This is a genomic window from Pseudomonas ficuserectae, assembly GCF_024584585.1.
GTDB lineage: Bacteria > Pseudomonadota > Gammaproteobacteria > Pseudomonadales > Pseudomonadaceae > Aquipseudomonas > Aquipseudomonas amygdali.
Genome location: NZ_CP085684.1, coordinates 4,613,177 through 4,631,488, shown reverse-complemented (window position 1 = coordinate 4,631,488; position 18,312 = coordinate 4,613,177). Strand labels below are relative to the sequence as shown.

At 56.1% G+C, this 18,312-nt stretch carries 16 protein-coding genes and 1 pseudogene; 9 read left to right on the top strand and 8 right to left on the bottom strand.

All coding sequences use genetic code 11. The features are described from left to right. Window positions 1-2 precede the first annotated feature (2 nt). From LJU29_RS20435 to xseA, 4 genes are all read right to left on the bottom strand, one after another. Window positions 3-872 carry an oxaloacetate decarboxylase gene (locus LJU29_RS20435; RefSeq protein WP_002552494.1) on the bottom strand — a complete coding sequence of 290 codons (870 nt, stop codon included), beginning with the start codon at window positions 870-872 and terminating at the stop codon, window positions 3-5. Window positions 873-1,229: 357 nt separating this feature from the next. Beyond that, on the bottom strand, window positions 1,230-2,900 hold the full coding sequence (gene leuA, locus LJU29_RS20430; RefSeq protein WP_122320714.1) for a 2-isopropylmalate synthase: 1,671 nt from the start codon (window positions 2,898-2,900) through the stop codon (window positions 1,230-1,232). A gap of 369 nt (window positions 2,901-3,269) precedes the next feature. Beyond that, complete coding sequence (locus LJU29_RS20425; protein WP_057454373.1) at window positions 3,270-4,094, bottom strand: M23 family metallopeptidase; 825 nt, start codon at window positions 4,092-4,094, stop codon at window positions 3,270-3,272. Window positions 4,095-4,101: 7 nt separating this feature from the next. Then, window positions 4,102-5,481, bottom strand: a complete 1,380-nt coding sequence (xseA, locus tag LJU29_RS20420) for an exodeoxyribonuclease VII large subunit (RefSeq protein WP_183137965.1) — start codon at window positions 5,479-5,481, stop codon at window positions 4,102-4,104. Between the two features lie 131 nt (window positions 5,482-5,612). On the opposite strand from xseA, the gene LJU29_RS20415 reads away from it, so the two are divergent. The 4 genes from LJU29_RS20415 to LJU29_RS20400 all read left to right on the top strand — a co-directional run bounded on the left by LJU29_RS20415 (window position 5,613) and on the right by LJU29_RS20400 (window position 10,926). Next, window positions 5,613-6,161: a hypothetical protein gene (locus LJU29_RS20415; RefSeq protein ID WP_057454372.1), complete on the top strand. Its 549-nt coding sequence runs from the start codon at window positions 5,613-5,615 to the stop codon at window positions 6,159-6,161. 94 nt (window positions 6,162-6,255) lie between these two features. Beyond that, on the top strand, window positions 6,256-7,725 hold the full coding sequence (guaB, locus tag LJU29_RS20410) for an IMP dehydrogenase (protein ID WP_004666065.1): 1,470 nt from the start codon (window positions 6,256-6,258) through the stop codon (window positions 7,723-7,725). A 105-nt stretch (window positions 7,726-7,830) separates the two neighbouring features. Beyond that, window positions 7,831-9,408, top strand: coding sequence for a glutamine-hydrolyzing GMP synthase (gene guaA, locus LJU29_RS20405; protein WP_257111131.1), 1,578 nt, complete (start codon window positions 7,831-7,833; stop codon window positions 9,406-9,408). A gap of 309 nt (window positions 9,409-9,717) precedes the next feature. After that, on the top strand, window positions 9,718-10,926 hold the full coding sequence (locus LJU29_RS20400) for a tyrosine-type recombinase/integrase (protein WP_257112804.1): 1,209 nt from the start codon (window positions 9,718-9,720) through the stop codon (window positions 10,924-10,926). A gap of 63 nt (window positions 10,927-10,989) precedes the next feature. Here LJU29_RS20400 and LJU29_RS20395 read toward each other — a convergent pair whose 3' ends face one another. Then, window positions 10,990-11,733 carry a hypothetical protein gene (locus LJU29_RS20395; protein WP_257111130.1) on the bottom strand — a complete coding sequence of 248 codons (744 nt, stop codon included), beginning with the start codon at window positions 11,731-11,733 and terminating at the stop codon, window positions 10,990-10,992. A gap of 353 nt (window positions 11,734-12,086) precedes the next feature. On the opposite strand from LJU29_RS20395, the gene LJU29_RS20390 reads away from it, so the two are divergent. Both LJU29_RS20390 and LJU29_RS20385 read left to right on the top strand, forming a co-directional pair. Further along, on the top strand, window positions 12,087-12,308 hold the full coding sequence (locus tag LJU29_RS20390; RefSeq protein WP_257111129.1) for a helix-turn-helix transcriptional regulator: 222 nt from the start codon (window positions 12,087-12,089) through the stop codon (window positions 12,306-12,308). 114 nt (window positions 12,309-12,422) lie between these two features. Next, window positions 12,423-13,745: a replication protein gene (locus LJU29_RS20385; RefSeq protein WP_257111128.1), complete on the top strand. Its 1,323-nt coding sequence runs from the start codon at window positions 12,423-12,425 to the stop codon at window positions 13,743-13,745. Between the two features lie 226 nt (window positions 13,746-13,971). Here the strand turns inward: LJU29_RS20385 and LJU29_RS20380 are convergent, their stop codons facing one another. Together LJU29_RS20380 and LJU29_RS20375 are read right to left on the bottom strand one after the other, a co-directional pair. Further along, window positions 13,972-14,349, bottom strand: a complete 378-nt coding sequence (locus tag LJU29_RS20380) for a hypothetical protein (RefSeq protein WP_257111127.1) — start codon at window positions 14,347-14,349, stop codon at window positions 13,972-13,974. A 28-nt stretch (window positions 14,350-14,377) separates the two neighbouring features. Further along, window positions 14,378-15,540, bottom strand: a protein-coding gene (locus LJU29_RS20375) for an IS3 family transposase (RefSeq protein WP_122320854.1) whose coding sequence is annotated in 2 segments (ribosomal slippage) — window positions 14,378-15,285 and window positions 15,285-15,540 — 1,164 coding nt in all. Because the reading frame shifts where the segments join, the coding sequence is not laid out codon by codon here. Between the two features lie 127 nt (window positions 15,541-15,667). Here LJU29_RS20375 and LJU29_RS20370 point away from each other — a divergent pair. Both LJU29_RS20370 and LJU29_RS20365 read left to right on the top strand, forming a co-directional pair. Continuing rightward, window positions 15,668-15,931 carry a hypothetical protein gene (locus tag LJU29_RS20370; RefSeq protein ID WP_257111126.1) on the top strand — a complete coding sequence of 88 codons (264 nt, stop codon included), beginning with the start codon at window positions 15,668-15,670 and terminating at the stop codon, window positions 15,929-15,931. A gap of 6 nt (window positions 15,932-15,937) precedes the next feature. Further along, window positions 15,938-16,471: a helix-turn-helix domain-containing protein gene (locus tag LJU29_RS20365; RefSeq protein WP_306459380.1), complete on the top strand. Its 534-nt coding sequence runs from the start codon at window positions 15,938-15,940 to the stop codon at window positions 16,469-16,471. A gap of 135 nt (window positions 16,472-16,606) precedes the next feature. On the opposite strand, the gene LJU29_RS20360 is transcribed toward LJU29_RS20365, so the two are convergent. Further along, window positions 16,607-17,587 carry an IS5-like element ISPsy2 family transposase gene (locus LJU29_RS20360; protein ID WP_054078085.1) on the bottom strand — a complete coding sequence of 327 codons (981 nt, stop codon included), beginning with the start codon at window positions 17,585-17,587 and terminating at the stop codon, window positions 16,607-16,609. A gap of 82 nt (window positions 17,588-17,669) precedes the next feature. On the opposite strand from LJU29_RS20360, the pseudogene LJU29_RS20355 reads away from it, so the two are divergent. After that, window positions 17,670-18,299: pseudogene (locus LJU29_RS20355) on the top strand (ImmA/IrrE family metallo-endopeptidase); the annotation flags it as partial. Window positions 18,300-18,312: the final 13 nt, after the last annotated feature.

Sequence of the window (18,312 nt, the reverse complement as noted above, 5' to 3'; positions counted from 1 at the left end):
CCTTACTCGTTCACATTCATGAACTTGCGTGCCCACTCTACGTAGTCTTCAGGCTGCGTATAGGTGTGGGTCAATTCGGTAGCGCTCATGTTCGACTCGCTGCCCAGAATCTGGCGTTGCTCGCGCAAGCAGTCGTAGGTGGCTTTGATTGCGGCAAAGTACGCAGCGTGGCCATGCACGCAGACTCTCACGCCCATCTCGGCAAGACGCGCATTGTCGTGCAGCTCAGGGTTGCCGTAGGTCACCAGCATCAGCGGTACGGTCACGCCTTCGGATATCTGCGCCAGGTGATCAAAGTCACGAATGCCGACGATGGTAATGCCGTCAGCCCCGGCAGCCTGATACTGCTGAACCCGACTGATGGCTTCCTGAACCGGGATGATCGCCGCGTTGGTGCGAGCGAAAATCGACATCTCCGGGTCGACACGTGCCTCCAGTGCTGCGCGGATCTTGCCAACACCTTCGGCCGTGGAAATCAGGTCAGTGGATTTGCGTCCGAACTGCGCAGGCAGCAGGGTATCTTCAATCGTCAACGCCGAGATGCCGGCGCGTTCCAGTTCAACAACGGTACGCATGACGTTAAGGGCATTGCCATAACCATGGTCTGCGTCCGCGATAACCGGCAGTTGCGCAACGCGGCCGATGCGCGTGGCCTGTTCAACGAACTCGCTCAGGGTGATCAGTGCGAAGTCAGGTGCTGCCAGTACTTGCAGCGATGCGACAGAACCGCCGAGGATGCCTACTTCAAAGCCCAGATCCGCTGCGATTCGCGCTGACATGGGGTCGAATACCGAGGCGGTGTGAAAGCACGAGTTCGACGAGGTAAGCGCACGGAAACTGCGGCGCAAATCTTGATGGGAAGCCTTGGGCATAATCGCTCCAAATGTGATTGGATCAGCTCAGCGTACCGAGGCCGATAGTAATTTCAATGCACGGTGGGTCTGCCCGAGCATTCTTTTCGTCCGGAAATCAATGCAATAGTCGTCTTGGTTTTATAGGAAAGATGTAGCTGGCAGGTAAGTCCGGATGGGCATCGTCAGCATATGAATTGCTGTTGGATGTTGGCCCGTCCTAGAATAAAGGCAGCATGCTACCACAGCATAAATGAAAAAGATTATGCCGAAACAGGCAGGGTCATGCGTGGAATGCAAGAGGCTGGCGAGGAGGGGAGTCGCGCGGTCGGTTTGGGTGAGGATGGCGAACTGGCGTCCGCCATCCTGCCTGTAGACTCAGGCGGCCTTGGCTTGTGTCTGGCTCAACGAGCGGTTCAGTGCGCTGAACAGTGCCCGGAAGCTGGCGGTGGTAATGTTTTCATCAATACCCACGCCATGCACGGCACGCTCGCCATTCACGCGCAGTTCGATGTAGGCAGCGGCCTTGGCCGTGGTGCCCGAGCCAATGGCGTGCTCGTTGTAGTCCATGATCTCCACGGCAACTGGCAGACCGGCGACCAGCGCTTCCAGAGCGCCTTTGCCCTTGCCGCGCCAATGCTGGGTTTCACCGTCCACATGCACTTCGGCATCGACCGCACTGTTGCCGTTCTCCTCCTGCAACTTATGGCTGATCAGCGCATAAGGAACGTTGGCTTGCAGGTACTCACGACGCAACAGCGAGTGAATCTGCTCGGCCGTCATCTCCAGACCCAGACGATCGGTTTCACCCTGAACCACCTGGCTGAACTCGATCTGCATGCGGCGTGGCAGGGAGATGCCATATTCCTGTTCCAGCAGGTAAGTGATGCCACCTTTGCCCGACTGGCTGTTGACGCGAATCACCGCCTCGTAGCTGCGACCGATGTCGGCCGGGTCAATCGGCAGGTAAGGCACTTCCCACAGCTCGCCGTCCTTCTGCTGGGTGAAGCCCTTGCGGATGGCGTCCTGGTGCGAACCGGAGAACGCGGTGTGTACCAGGTCGCCAACGTACGGGTGACGTGGATGAACCGGAATCTGGTTGCACTCTTCGACGACCTTACGCACACCGTCGATATCCGAGAAGTCCAGCTCCGGGTCGATGCCCTGGGTGTAGAGGTTCAATGCAACGGTGACCAGATCGACGTTGCCGGTCCGCTCGCCGTTACCGAACAGGCAGCCTTCGACGCGATCTGCACCGGCCATCAGGCCCAGCTCGGTAGCAGCGACGCCTGTACCACGGTCGTTATGGGTGTGCAGGCTGATCAGCACGCTGTCGCGACGGGTGATGTTGCGGCCGAACCATTCGATCTGGTCAGCGTAAATGTTGGGTGTCGCCACTTCCACGGTAGCCGGGAGGTTGAGGATCACCTTGTTCTCGGGCGTCGGGTTCCACACCTCAATCACGGCATCGCAGACTTCCTTGGCAAATTCCAGCTCGGTCGCGCTGAAAGTTTCCGGTGAGTACTCGAAGGTCCACTGGGTTTCAGGCTGTTGTGCAGCGTATTTGACGAACAGCTTGGCCGCATTGACCGCGATTTCTTTCACGCCAGCCTTGTCCTGATTGAAGACAATGCGGCGGAACGACGGGCTGGTCGCGTTATACAGGTGGACGATGGCTTTCTTCGCGCCACGCAGCGATTCGAACGTGCGAGCGATCAGGTCTTCGCGAGCCTGGGTCAGTACCTGAATGGTGGTGTCATCCGGGATATGGCCGTCTTCGATCAGGGTACGCACGAAATCGAAGTCAGTCTGCGAAGCTGATGGAAAGGATGCCTCGATTTCCTTGACGCCAACGCTGACCAGGGTTTTCCAGAAGCGCAGTTTCTTGGCCGCGTCCATGGGTTCGATCAACGACTGGTTGCCGTCGCGCAGGTCGGAGCTGCACCAGATCGGCGCTGCATCGATGGTCTTCGAAGGCCAGGTGCGGTCAGGCAGATCGATGGTCGGGAATGCGCGGTACTTCTTCGATGGGTCTTTGAGCATGGTCATCAGGAAATCCTTTTGTATTCACGGGGCCGGGTTAGGGTCGGCCTTCCGTTCTAAAAAGCACAGGGGTTGCGAACACAGGGGCGAGGCACAGCAATCTAGCCTGGCAGTCGGGCACTGACCAGGCTGAGGCACCGATGTTGGCGCAACAGAATTAGGGTTTGAGAGGTTTTCATGAGGCCAACCGTAACCATTGGAATGAATGATGGCAAGCACTTGAAAAAGATTGGGATAAATTCTCGAAAATACGCCGTTATCGATTTTTTATAGCGGGTTATGAGCGTTTATTTTCTGGTTATTGTTGGTCGAAAGCGATGTGCGCAAAGAACCGCTGTCGTTGGCAAGCGCCTTAGCGCTTGCTGACGAACAGTGTTACGGCTGAAACGCGCCGATGAAGATTGCCGGGTCCACGCGCGCATCGTTGAGGCTGACGTTCCAGTGCATGTGCGGGCCGGTTGCGCGACCGGTAGCACCGACCTTGCCGACCACGCCACCACGAGGGACCAGATCACCGACTTTCACATCGATTTTCGACATGTGGCAAAACATGCTGATGAAGCCTTGGCCGTGGTCAACAAATACAGTGTTGCCATTGAAAAAGTAATTACCGGTCAGGATGACCTTGCCCGCAGCCGGAGATTTGATCGGCGTGCCGGCCGGTACAGCGAAATCCAGTCCTGAGTGCGGGTTGCGCTCCTCGCCGTTAAAGAGTCTACGTACGCCGAACCTGCTCGATAGCGGTCCGTTGACTGGCTTGTCCAGAATCAGGTTGCTCGGCGTTCCGGGGCTGAAGCTGCGGTAGGCGCGTAGCTGTTCAGCCAGTTCGCCCTCGATACGCTTGTTGTCTTCAGGGTTTGGGTTCACCTGACGTTTGTTCTTGAGCGTGATGTGCTGTTCCGGGTATTTCTTGCTGCCGACCGTGAAGTTCAGCGTGCGCCCGCCCGAGGTCACTTGTTGAGTGCCAGGCTTGACCGTCAACGGGATGCCGACGATGGCCAGCCATCGCGTGCCCTGTTCCTTGACCACCAGCACCGGTTTGCCTTGATAGGTGGCAGTCGGCGCCTGAGTGCCAGTGCCCAGATCAATTACGGCAACGCCACCGGGCACCGGTTTGTCGAGTGCGCGGGTGATGAAGCTGTCGGCGTGGGCGGGCAAACACAGGAGCAGGGCGAACAGCGGGGCAATAAAACGTAGCATCAGGCAGTCAGTCCAGAAGGGAAAGGGTCACAGGCGTGAGGTGATTGTCTTCGACGCGCACTTGCAGTTCGCCTTCGCCGAGCCTGGCGGTGAGTCGCTGGCCCGTTCGGGTTTGTGCGGCATTACGGATCGCATGGCCCCGCTCGTCGAGCAGAATGCTGTAGCCGCGTCCCAGTGTGGCGAGCGGGCTGACCACGTTGAGGGTCTGCACCTGACTTTGCAGTTGCAGCTTGCGTGCCTTGATCTGTTCGCGAATGGCTCTCGGCAGACGCTCGGCCAATGCATCCAGACGCTGACGCAGAAAACCCAGGGTTCGGCCCGGATGCTGTGCAGCGAGACGGCTCTGCATGTGGGCGAGACGCACCTGACGTTGGTGCATGTTCTGTTCGAAAGCGCGGCGCAGGCGCATGTCCAGGTCGTCCAGCCGTTGCGACTGCTGACGCAAGCGCTCGCCAGGATGACGCAGACGCCGCGAAATGCCCTCAAGACGCAAGCGCTCGCGCATCAGTCGATCCTGCATACGGCTCACCAGTCGGCGGTGCAGGCTGTCGACGCGTCGATGCAGGTCACTGGAGTCCGGGGCGAGCAGTTCGGCGGCAGCGGAGGGCGTCGGTGCGCGCACATCGGCCACGAAATCACTGATGGACACATCGGTCTCATGGCCAACGGCGCTGACAATCGGCGTCACGCAAGCATCGATGGCGCGGGCGACGGCTTCTTCGTTGAAGCACCACAGGTCCTCCAGCGATCCACCGCCACGGGCGAGTATCAGTGCATCGAAGCCTCTGCTGTCGGCCAGTTTCAGCGCGCGGACAATCTGGTTGATCGCCTCACGCCCCTGAACGGCGGTGGGGATCAATGTCAGTTCGACCCTCGGTGCGCGGCGGCGGAACACACTAATGATGTCGCGGATCACCGCACCGGTCGGAGAGCTGATAATCCCGATACGTTGCGGGTGCAGCGGCAGTGCGATCTTGCGCTCGGCGCTGAACAGGCCTTCGTCGCTGAGCTTGGCTTTCAACGCATCGAATGCCAGGCGCAACGCACCATCACCGGCAGGTTCCACCGTGTCGAGAATCAACTGATAGTCGCCGCGGCCTTCAAATAGCGACACCTTGCCGCGCACCTTGACCTGCAAACCGTCCTTGAGCGCCTGACGCACACGCGCCGCGCTCTGCCGGAACAGTGCGCAACGCACCTGCGCGCCAGAGTCCTTCAGCGTGAAGTACACGTGCCCCGAAGCCGGACGCGAGAGATTGGATATCTCGCCTTCGACCCAGATACTGCTGAACACGTCCTCCAGCAACACCCGCGCACGGCCGTTGAGCTGGCTGACAGTAAGGACTTCCCGGTCGAGGCCGAGTCTTGCGAAAGGGTCTTTGATCATGTCGGGCATCATAATGGCAATGCCGGTCTGGCGCACGGGTCCGTATCGCCACTTCGATCATGATTTCACCTTGACCAGAATGATCAGCCTATTAAGCTGCGGCCTCGAACAGCTTTAAGCGACGCTCCGTTATGAACACCCAAAGCATTATCGTCCCGCAAATTTCCACCTTTCCCGGGCACGAGGCCAGGGCGCGGCTGATTCTGCGCTGGCTGGTCAAGCTCGATGTAGTCGAGCCGGAGCTGACGACATGCGGGCGCACCTATAACAAGATGGCCTACGCCGTGGCACCCGGAGCGAGAAGGGTAGTAAAGCACCCCGATGCATTGCCTTTCGGGCAAACAGTCAATGGTCTGGAAATCGTCACCAAGCGCTGCATCTATACCCCGCTGAACGACTTTGCCGAAGAGGCCGGTTGCCCGGAGTGTCGTCGCGAAGTGGGGGACGCGCTGTTCGACAGCCTGGAAGACTGGATGCCCGGTCACACCGATAATTTCACCTGCCCCGAATGCCGCCACGAAGATGACATCAACGGCTTTCTTTTTCTCGACGCCTGCGGATTTTCCAACCTCGGTTTCATCTTCAACAATTGGCTGGATGCGTCGTTCACGCAGACCTTTCTGGATGACTTCGCCGAACGTCTGGATCGCCCGGTCTCCTGCGTTAATGTGCGTCTATAAACAGCTTTGATAATAGGCTGAGGTTTACATTGAGCCGGGCGGGGTCTGTGGGTATAATGGCGCGCTTCCAATTTCCCGCCCGGGAGCCCCCGCGATGCTGCGTATCAGTCAAGAAGCCCTTACATTCGACGACATTCTCCTTGTGCCCGGTTATTCCGAGGTACTTCCCAACGAAGTCAGTCTGAAAACCCGTTTGACCCGTGGCATCGAGCTGAATATACCTTTGGTCTCTGCTGCAATGGATACAGTCACCGAGGCCCGTCTGGCAATTGCCATGGCCCAGGAAGGCGGTATCGGTATCATTCACAAGAACATGACCATCGAGCAGCAAGCTGCCGAAGTGCGCAAGGTCAAGAAGTTCGAGGCCGGTGTGGTTAAAGACCCGATCACGATCGAAGCCGACGCCACTGTTCGCGATCTGTTCGAACTCACCCGCATGCACAACATTTCCGGCGTACCGGTTCTGCACAATGGCGACCTGGTCGGCATCGTGACGTCCCGCGACGTACGCTTCGAAAACCGTCTTGATGTCCCTGTCCGCGAAGTGATGACGCCTAAAGAACGTCTGGTCACCGTGCGTGAAGGCGCCGACAAGAACGAAGTGCGTGAGCTGCTGCACAAGCACCGTCTGGAAAAAGTCCTGATCGTGGATGCCAACTTCGCGCTCAAGGGCATGATGACCGTCAAGGACATCGAAAAAGCCAAGGCATACCCGCTGGCCAGCAAGGACGATCAGGCTCGCCTGCGCGTCGGCGCTGCAGTCGGTACCGGCAAGGACACCGGCGAGCGCGTCACTGCGCTGGTTGCTGCCGGCGTTGACGTTGTCGTGGTCGACACCGCTCACGGTCACTCCAAAGGTGTGATCGACCGCGTTCGCTGGGTGAAGGAAAACTTCCCTCAGGTGCAGGTCATCGGCGGCAACATCGCCACCGGCGAAGCAGCCAAGGCACTGGTTGCCGCAGGCGCCGATGCAGTAAAGGTCGGTATCGGCCCTGGCTCCATCTGCACCACGCGTATCGTTGCCGGTGTCGGCGTGCCGCAGATCAGCGCCATCGCCAACGTCTCCGCTGCCCTTGAAGGCACTGGCGTGCCGATGATCGCCGACGGCGGTATCCGCTTCTCCGGTGACCTGTCCAAGGCTATCGTGGCTGGCGCCTCCTGCGTGATGATGGGCTCGATGTTCGCCGGTACTGAAGAAGCGCCAGGCGAGATCGAACTGTTCCAGGGTCGTTCCTACAAGGCCTATCGCGGCATGGGGTCGCTGGGTGCAATGTCCCAGGCGCAAGGCTCGTCCGATCGCTACTTTCAGGATTCGTCCGCAGGTGCCGAGAAACTGGTGCCGGAAGGCATCGAAGGCCGTGTGGCTTATAAAGGTCCGTTGTCGGCCATCATCCATCAGTTGATGGGCGGTCTGCGTTCCTCCATGGGTTACACCGGCAGTGCTGACATCGAGCAGATGCGCACCAAGCCCGAGTTCGTGCGCATTACTGGCGCCGGTATGGCTGAGTCCCACGTCCATGACGTGCAGATCACCAAGGAAGCGCCGAACTATCGCGTTGGTTGATCCGGACTGCATCGTGGTGTGCGCCGCGATGCAGGCCAATACTTTTTATAGCCGGGGCTGTTGACGCAGCCCCGTGTCGTTTCTGTTTTTTGACGAGAATGAGTCATGGCCCTCGACATTCACGCCCACCGTATCCTGATCCTCGACTTCGGTTCCCAGTACACCCAACTGATCGCCCGCCGCGTGCGTGAAATCGGCGTGTACTGCGAGCTGCATCCGTTTGACATGGACGACGAAGCGATTCGCGAATTCGCTCCAAAAGGCGTGATCCTCGCCGGCGGCCCCGAGTCCGTACACGAAGCCAACAGCCCGCGCTGCCCGCAAGCGGTATTTGACCTGAGTGTTCCGGTGTTCGGTATCTGCTACGGCATGCAGACCATGGCCGAGCAGTTGGGCGGCAAGGTTGCCGGTTCCGAGCTGCGCGAGTTCGGCTACGCTCGCGTTGATGTAGTCGGCAAAAGCCGTCTGCTCGATGGTATCGAAGACCATATCGACGCCGACGGCCTGTTTGGCCTCGACGTATGGATGAGTCACGGTGACAAGGTCACCAAACTGCCGGAAGACTTCCACATTCTGGCCAGTACCCCGAGCTGCCCGATTGCCGGTATGGCTGACGATGCTCGCGGTTACTACGGCGTGCAGTTCCACCCGGAAGTGACCCACACCAAGCAGGGCGGTCGCATCCTGTCGCGCTTCATCCTCGACATCTGCGGCTGTGAAGCACTGTGGACCCCGTCGAAGATTGCTGAAGACGCTATCGCTCAGGTTCGCGCCCAGGTAGGCACCGACAACGTCCTGCTGGGCCTGTCCGGCGGCGTTGACTCGTCTGTCGTTGCCGCGTTGCTGCACAAGGCCATTGGCGATCAACTGACCTGCGTATTCGTCGACAACGGCCTGCTGCGTCTGCACGAAGGCGAGCAAGTAATGGCCATGTTCGCCGAGAACATGGGCGTCAAGGTGATCCGCGCCAACGCCGAAGAGCAGTTCCTGAACAACCTGGAAGGCGAGAGCGACCCAGAGAAGAAGCGCAAGATCATCGGCCGTACCTTCATCGACGTGTTCGATGCCGAGTCCTGCAAGCTGGACAATATCAAATACCTGGCGCAAGGCACCATCTACCCGGACGTCATCGAGTCGGCTGGCGCGAAAAGCGGCAAGGCCCACGTCATCAAGTCGCACCACAACGTGGGCGGCCTGCCGGAAGAAATGAACCTCAAACTGGTCGAGCCACTGCGCGAGCTGTTCAAGGACGAAGTCCGCCGCCTGGGCCTTGAACTTGGCCTGCCGTACGACATGGTCTACCGCCACCCATTCCCAGGCCCAGGCCTGGGCGTGCGCATCCTCGGCGAAGTGAAGAAGGAATACGCCGATCTCCTGCGTCGTGCCGACCACATCTTCATCGAAGAACTGCGCAAGGCCGACTGGTACCACAAAGTCAGCCAGGCGTTCGTGGTGTTCCAGCCGGTCAAATCGGTTGGCGTCGTCGGCGACGGCCGCCGCTACGCCTGGGTCGTCGCGCTGCGCGCTGTCGAAACCATCGACTTCATGACCGCTCGTTGGGCGCACTTGCCTTATGAGCTGCTGGAGACGGTGAGTGGCCGGATCATCAATGAGATCGAAGGGATCTCGCGGGTGACTTATGACGTGTCGAGCAAGCCGCCGGCTACTATTGAGTGGGAATGATTGGATGTCCGGCATTGTCCGGCACGATCTAGCAAGAAATGCCCTGAGGCCCGCGTAATTGCGGGCTTTTGGCTTTTTGGGTCTGGCAAATTCTGGCAGCTTTGTGCATCGCCAAGCACCGTGTTTGTATGGCATGGTACGGGGCATTGACTGATCCAAATACCATGTTCGGTGCTCGATACCATGTCGCCCTAGTAAGGTAGGTCATGGTATCAAATCTCATCATCAGCCCGGTTTCATTGGATTTTACCGTGGTGCATGAGTGCTTTTCTGAGCATGGTATTTTTTTTCATGGAATCCATAACTGCCATGTTGACCGATACCAAGCTGCGTAACCTCAAATCGAAAGAAAAACTCTACAAAGTGAACGACCGCGACGGGCTGTACGTGGCCGTCACTGCTGCCGGTTCCATCTCATTTCGCTACAACTACTCCATCAACGGCCGTCAGGAGACCATCACGTTCGGTCGCTATGGTGTGGGTGGCATCACACTTGCTGAAGCCAGAGAGCGCCTGGGAGAAGCTAAAAAGATGGTTTCGGCGGGTAGGTCACCTGCCAAAGAGAAAGCCCGTGCCAAGGCGCGCACCAAAGGGGCAGAGACGTTTGATGCGTGGGCTGAGAAATGGCTGCGTGGGTATCAGATGGCTGACTCGACCCGTGACATGCGCCGATCGGTTTACGAGCGCGAGCTAAAGCCGCACTTCGGTAATCAGAAACTGGTGGAAATCAATCATGAGGATTTGCGAGCGCTGACTGATGCAATCGTGGAGCGAGGAGCTCCAGCTACGGCAGTGCACTCCCGCGAGATCGTGATGCAGGTGTTCCGATGGGCGATTGAGCGCGGCCAGAAGGTCGATAACCCGGCTGATTTGGTACGTCCTGCAAGCATCGCTAAATTCGAGCCACGTGACCGCGCTTTAGGGCCTGACGAAATCGCGTTGATGTATCAGTACCTGGACCGCATCGGCACCGCCTCATCCGTGAGGGTGGCCGCTAAGTTATTGTTGCTGACCATGGTTCGCAAAAGTGAGCTGACCAACGCTACCTGGAATGAGATCAATTTCAGCGAAGCCTTGTGGACCATTCCGAAAGAGCGGATGAAGCGCCGCAACCCCCATTTGGTGTTCTTATCTCAGCAGGCTTTGGATTTCTTCATCGCGTTGAAGACGTTTGCCGGTGGTTCGGATTACGTCTTTCCCTCCCGGTACGATTCCGATTTGCCAATGAGCACCGCGACGATCAATCAGGTGCTGACGCTAACCTACCGGCTTGCGCAGAAGGAAGGGCAGCCGTTGAGCAAGTTCGGACCGCATGATTTGAGGCGCACAGCCAGCACGCTGCTGCATGAGGCGGGTTACAACTCAGACTGGATTGAGAAGTGCCTTGCGCACGAGCAGAAGGGCGTACGGACCGTCTACAACAAGGCCGAATACCGCGATCAGCGTCGGGCGATGTTACAAGATTGGGCGGATATGATTGACGAGTGGACGCTAAAAAAACCACGAGCGAGGGTTTGAGATCCGGTGCGGCCGCGTGAACCGTTATTGATTGTGTGTTTTGGTTGACACTAAAACGAGCCACTAACGGGATCGTTGTGGCTGACTCAAGTAAAGTATTTCTGGGATTGAGGCAATGGCTTTGGATACCGCTTGGCGTTCAATACCCAGCCTGCGCGCAATCTCTGATTGATTGAAGCCAAGCCGTCGGAGCATGAGCATTTGTTTTTTTCTGTCAGATAACCTTGAATCCACCATAAGCCGCGCTAGGTCCCGTAACTCTGCTTCCTCTCCTAGCGTTAACGTCTGGCCAAGCATGTAGTTGTGTATGTAGCTGTCAACCAGCTCGTCACCTGATTTCGCTTGCGGAGTACCTCGCGAGGCGCATTGTCGGCTGATTCTGGCTAACTCAAGGTCGAATTGCGCTATAGATCGTTTCGCTTTTCTGTAAGCGGGATTCCACGTTTTATCCGGCAACTTGGGGCGATGGGCCTCGCAGTACAGATTGCTCAGGCGTAAGTCTTCATCTACTCCACGCATTTTGCTCATGCGTAGCTCTTCATCTATTCCGCGTTTGCCCTCTGCATCTGCGGATTCGGCGAATGAAGTCAGCTCTGCAAGGGTGCCGCAAAATCTACAAAAGCCCCTAAAGCGTCGACCATTCACGCCGCCACCACGCACTTTTCTCTTCGCCGGTTGTTTGCGTTTGCATGCCCATACAAGCTCTATCAACGTTTCGAGGGTGGCGATATATCGTCGGTCTCCTTCGGACTGTTTGTCTTCTGTTAAGACAAAAGCTCTCAGCAATTGGCGTTGTACGCGGAGCATTGCCTCAATACCTACCAACCGCATGATTTTGCTGAAGGCTACGCCTGAACCGGCTCCCGGTATGTGCCCCCGATGAGGCGAGGGAAGCGTTGCCGTATACGTAGTTACGGCAGGGTCGATAAGTTCTTCTACAAGTCGGGCGATAGGGTAACGCTTCGAAGCTGCGGAGTACGGCTCCCAGCAATCCCGAAACCGTCGAATGGCATCTGCGACGGTTGGGTCGCATCCCTTCCAAATGGCGATGGTTGATCTATTTTTCATGTCAACCATTTTAGCCAATCATCTCGTCGAAGCAAGCGGCACATCCGGGCACGATCAGGCACACATTCAATGTGACTGATTGAGGCAAGGGTATGCAGGTATCAACGAACAGAACGCTTATCGATAAAAAGACGCTGCTAGCGATGATCCCGCTGTGTGAGCGGACCATATACAACTTTGAAATCAAAGGTAAGTTCCCACGCCGCATTGCGATCAGCAGTCGCAAAGTAGTATGGGATTTGGCTGAGGTCGAAGATTGGATTGAAGCATGTAAGGACTCCGGCCCTGCGCCCAGGCCCGGAATTGGAGCTTGAGCGGTGCAGATCGGGCCCGATGCAGGGCCCATATCGCAGCAGCATGCTAGAACGGCTTGCGGTCGACACCAATGTTCACAGCTTGCGCTGTTCAGTTCTCAGGACGAGGCGCAGATGTACCACGACAGCAACAGGAGCGGGTTTTTCTCGCTGCTGGTTGACGTACGTGGCGAAAAACGCCAGTCCTCCCACCGGTTAGCGGACATGCCCGCCGTTCTCAATTTGGTGGATAAAACCCGCGACACATGGATGTCACAGGCAGAGTTCATCCGGCCCAATCGACGGGTCGTGAACCTTGCCCGTTTGGGGCTGTTGTTCACCGATCTTGACACCTACCGCATACCGGCTCTCGCCGGTCGCACGCCTGACCAACTGGCGATGTCGGTGCTGTATTTCTGCGCCGAAGAAGGATTGCCGGCACCGTCCGTACTGATCTACAGCGGCCGGGGTATCCAAGCGAAATGGCTACTCGACGGTACTATCCCGCGTCAGGCATTGCCCCGCTGGAATGCGTGCCAACGCTACCTAGTGGATCGCCTCGCACACGTCGGTGCCGATCCGATGGCCAAAGACGCGAGCCGCGTTCTGCGAACCATCCAGACAGTCAACAGCAAGAGTGGCGAAGTCTGTCGCGTTGTTCACGTCACCAACGACACCGATGGCCAGCCGGTCCGCTATAAGTTTGAGTATCTGGCCGAGGCCCTGCTACCAACTGCCCGCTGGACAATAGAGCAGCAGCGGCAGGAACAGGCCGAGCGGGTCAAATGCAAGCCTAAGCCCTTCCTTTTGGTGTCTGGGGGAAAAGCTGACAATCTCCGCAGATTCTCCGGCCGCCAGCTTGCGTGGGATCGACTCGAAGACCTGCGCAAGCTCGCCGAGCTGCGCGGCGGTGTCAACGAAGGCTGCCGGATGCAACACTTGTTTTGGCGCTTGAACTTCCTGCTACTGTCCGGCGCGACCAACAGCAAGCAGATGTATCACGAAGCCTCAGCGCTGGCCCGCGAACTAGATCCACAATGGAACAGCCGCTCCAGAGAGCTGATGACGTTGTTCAGCAAAGCCAAAGCCTACGAGTCGGGGGAAAGGGTCAGTTTCGGAGGCAGAGACTATCCACCGCTATACACCCCTAAGAACGACACCCTCATAAACCTGTTTGGGATCACTACAGATGAGCAACGGCAACTCAAGACGATTATCAGCTCGGAGATGGCCCGAGAACGCGATAAGAAGCGCCACGAGATCCGTAGGCGCGCCGCCGGCGCAACAGACCGTCAGAGCTATGAAAGCGCCTCATTGAGCCGCCGGAAGCCTTGGGAGTCCCTTGGAATGAGCCGTGCGAGCTGGTATCGCGCTGGTAAGCCAGCCGCTCCATCTGTTGAGACAGGTGCATGCGTATTACATTCCAAAGCAACTGGCACTGAGGTGGAAATACAGTGAGACAAGTCCGTCCGTATTACTAATGGCGAAGCCTCTGTGCGGTTGAGAGGAATTCGTTAGCGCTGATCCAGAGGGTATTTAGGCGTCGTAGCAGGGGACTGAAAGGTGTTCAAAGTACGTGCGTATTACTAACGCAGGGCTTCTCCAGATTTCGCCAGACGCATTTGTAGGTTCGTGCTCCCGCTCAGCACGCCCAGCTCGATAACCCCTTTATGGAGGAGTCTCGTCAATGCTCCTGTACTGCATCATCGGGCTTTGCGGGCTGTATTTTGCACCCCATGGTTTCGTACGAGTAACCTTTAGCGGCAGGTGTTGCAATCACTGTTCGACCTTCGGCGACAAGGGCAGCCCAGGTGTCTGCGGTTCTACCCTGAATTCCACAGTCTTCAGGATGGAGGTGAAATGAGGCAAAGATCATTACATCTTGGAGGCCTTCTTCTGCGTGCCCCAGGATAGACACCCAAGAATTCAACAGGATGGCTACGGTAAAAGCTGCCCCGCTCCAAATGGTCACGAGCAGCCTGGAATGTCTTCGTTGCTCCAAACCGGGTTTGTACTGGTTCCAATTTTTGAACTTCAAGTGCTTTTTCTTGGTTTCCAGCATGAAAGCGGGTTGTGTCACGGTGTAGTGGTCAACTGATCCCGGACACGACGTTAAGGTTTTTCTCGTACTGAGCGGGCGCCATTCCATCATTGAACTGGTGTGGCCGAATCCAGTTGTAACGATGCATCAGGTAATGACTGATATCCCGCTGAGCCTCTTGGACCGTCATGTAGCCCACGGTCGGTATCCACTCAGTTTTCAAGCTGCGGAACACACGCTCCATCGGCGAGTTGTCGTAGCAATTACCCCGGCGGCTCATGCTCTGGCGTATGCGGTATCGCCAAAGCCGCTGGCGAAACTGTCGGCTCCCGTATTGGACGCCCTGGTCGGAATGAAACAGCAGGCCCTGAGGCTTGCCGCGTTGCTCATAAGCCATGTCCAGCGCCTTGATCACCAAGTCCGTATCCGGTTTGTTCGAAAACGCCCAGCCCACCACCCGACGCGCGTAAAGATCCATAACCACCGCCAGGTAATGCCATTTTCCTTGCGCCCAGATGTAGGTGATGTCGCCACACCAGACCTGATTGGGCGCGGGTACATCGAACTCCCGATTCAAAATGTTCGGAATGTCAGGCCGCTCCACTGTTGCTTTTTTATAAGCATGCGAGCCTGGTTGCTTGCTGATTAATCCCAGCTCCCGCATCAAGCTACGCACCTTGAACCGACCGATTTGCTCGCCATCCGCCTGCATCATCGACACGATACTGCGGCTGCCGGCAGCGCCTCGACTTTGCCCGAACAGCTCATTGACTCGGCTAAGTAAACGAACCCGCTCGGCGTCTGGAGACCGACGCCGCAGGCAATGGTTGTAGTAGCACGAGCGAGGTACCTCGAACACTTCGCACAGCAATTCGATTGGCTCATGGACACTGAGCTGATCAATCAGCGCATGCGCTCGTGCTCTTCCGACATCAAGAGCGCGGTGGCCTTTTTTAAAATGGATTTCTCCCGCTCAAGACGGGCGATCCGGGCTTCGAGCTCCTGGATTTTTTGCTGCTCGGGCGTGAGGGCTTTGCTCTGTGGAGTGACACCGTTGCGCTCTTGTTGAAGCTGGTTGACCCAGCGACGCAGCGCAGATTCGACCACCCCAAGCGAGCGGGAGGCTTCGATATGGCTATAGCCTTGATCGAGCACGAGGCCTGCGGCCTCGCGTTTGAATTCAACGGAAAAGGTACGGCGTTGTTTGGTCATCAGACACCTCTATCTGGCGATATTCTCGCCTAAATGAGTGTCCGGAACCATTAGACCACTACAAGATCCAAGAAGGGAAAAAATACTGTTGAGGCTGTTGAGGGAAACCGACAAGGAGACTTGTTTCTTGAACTTCTACCTGAAAAAAACTATAACGTGCCCTTCAAATCATGATACGTGGATTTTGCTGCATCATACCGACATCACAAAGAAGGAAATTCGTATCGAATTTTCTAAGCCTTGGGATATTGGGGAAGATGGTAAAATTACATCCTGGGCTGAACGTATCCTTCTGAGCAGCATTTCGTTCGATGACGACATCCAATTGGATGATTTCATTGAGCCCGATGGTATGAATATTAATATCAACATTACTAGAAAAGCATCTTGACTTACCATGTTTAATGCCATGCGATTCTCCCTTGCTCGGAAGCGGAGGGGGATGAAAAAACGTGAACTCGCTATTTCAATTGGGGTGACAGAACGCTCTGTGTCGGGCTACGAGAACGGTAGTCAGGAGCCTGAGTCTGGTACGTTGCATCGAATTGCAGAGGCCCTTGGGTTTCCTGAGAGTTTTTTCTTTGGTGACGATCCCGAAATCCCGACTCCAGATATTGCAAGTTTCCGTTCTCTTTCAAAAATGTCGGCTGCTTTGCGTGACTCTGCACTTGGAGCAGGGGCTATCGCTTTACTTTTAAATAATTGGATTGAGTCACGATTTGATTTGCCGGAGCCTGATATTCCAGATCTAGGGAGCGATAGAAATTTTTCAATATTAAATCAGGGTGATTGTAAGTCCCACGAGATTGAGGAATACCCGGCAGCAGGAGCAATTCAAGAGCCGGAGGCTGCAGCAGAAATGCTGCGGGCTCATTGGGGATTAGGGCAAAACTCTATCAGAAATTTGATAGTTCTATTAGGGAAGGTCTGAAGTAGCCGGATGTTTTCCGGCTACCGAGTCCTCAGCACTTTTCAAAAAACGATGCATGTCGAAATTTGCTCAATTATCTTCGCTTTTTAGCTCTTTCGGCCGCTGCAAAGCCTTTTGCGGTAACCATTTCCTGCATTACACGCGCACCTCTCCTGCGCTCGCCAACAAATGTCGACGGGCCATCCACAGGTTTGACAGGGCGAACAACGTCACCATCTGCGCGGTGTTCTTGGCCAAGCCCCGAAAGCGCACTTTTTCATAGCCAAACTGGCGTTTGATGACCCGAAACGGATGCTCGACCTTGGCGCGAACCTGGGCCTTGGCCTTCTCGATTTTGCGGATCGCCTTGTACAAAATACTGCGTTTTCCATGCTTTTTGTAAGTGCTGCGGCGGGCGGCAATCTGCCAAATGACCTTGCGCCCAGCGTGTTCTTCGCGCTTCTCGACCCCGGTGTAACCTGCGTCGGCGCAGACTACGTTTTCCTCGCCGTGCAGCAGTTTGGCAACCTGCGTGACGTCTGCCACATTGGCCGCTGTTACTACCACGCTGTGCACCAGGCCTGACTCGTCGTCGGCGCCGATGTGAGCCTTGGCGCCGAAATAGTACTGGTTACCTTTCTTGGTTTGATGCATCTCAGGATCGCGTTTGCCATCCTTGTTCTTGGTCGAACTGGGCGCGTGAATCAGCGTGGCATCGACGATGGTGCCTTGACGCAACGACAAGCCACGGTCGCCCAGATAACCATTAATTACGCCGAGAATCCCGGTCGCCAACTCGTGCTTTTCCAGCAGACGACGGAAGTTGAGAATGGTGGTTTCGTCTGGAATTCGCTCCAGGCTCAGGCCTGAAAACTGACGCAGGATGGTCGTCTCATACAGCGCTTCTTCCATCGCCGGATCGCTGTAGCCGAACCAGTTCTGCATCAGATGAACACGCAGCATCGCCATCAGTGGGTAGGCGGGCCGGCCACCTTCTCCTTTTGGATAATAGGGCTCAATCAGGGCAATCAAACCTTTCCAGGGCACCACCTGATCCATCTCGATCAGGAACAATTCCTTACGGGTCTGCTTGCGCTTGCCGGCATACTCGGCGTCGGCGAAGGTCATCTGTTTCATCATCGAAAAGCTCGGCGACTGGTGTCCGGAGATTTTGCCAAATTAGGAAGTCTTTTTCAGAGTTTCCTTAGAGTCGAAGGGTGTAAGGGTCTACTCGTTGGCTATTGATGCTAAAGAAGTAGACGCATTTTCAATGTGGAGTGGTGGCCGTCCCTTCATGTTTTTGAATACGTATAAGTCCGCAGAGCGCTGCCGGTTTGATGCTGCTCATGAACTTGGGCATTTAGTTTTACACCAACACGCGCACCCACAAGGGCCAGACTTGGAGAGAGAGGCTAATGCCTTTGCATCTGCTTTTCTTATGCCGCGAGCCAGCGTGCTTGCCAAGGCGCCGCGTTCAGCGACAATTCAAAGTCTTATAAAATTTAAGAAATACTGGTCTGTCTCGGTGGCGGCTTTGAATTATCGCCTTCATACATTAGGTTTGATTACTGACTGGACATATCGAACTTTATGTATTCAGATTGTTCAGGAGGGATACCGGACTTCCGAGCCTGAATCAATACCTCACGAGAAATCAGTAATCCTTGAGAAAGTCTTTTCGACGCTGAGAGATGAGGGAATAAGCAAGAATCATGTAGCACAACAGTTGGCTATACCTCAAGCAGAAATAAATGAGCTTACATTTGGCCTAATGTTGAATGTGTTAAAAGGCGGAGGGGGGACAAGCGTTAAAGGCAGTCAATCCTCTCTTCGGTTAGTCAAAGGATAAGTTATAGGTTTTG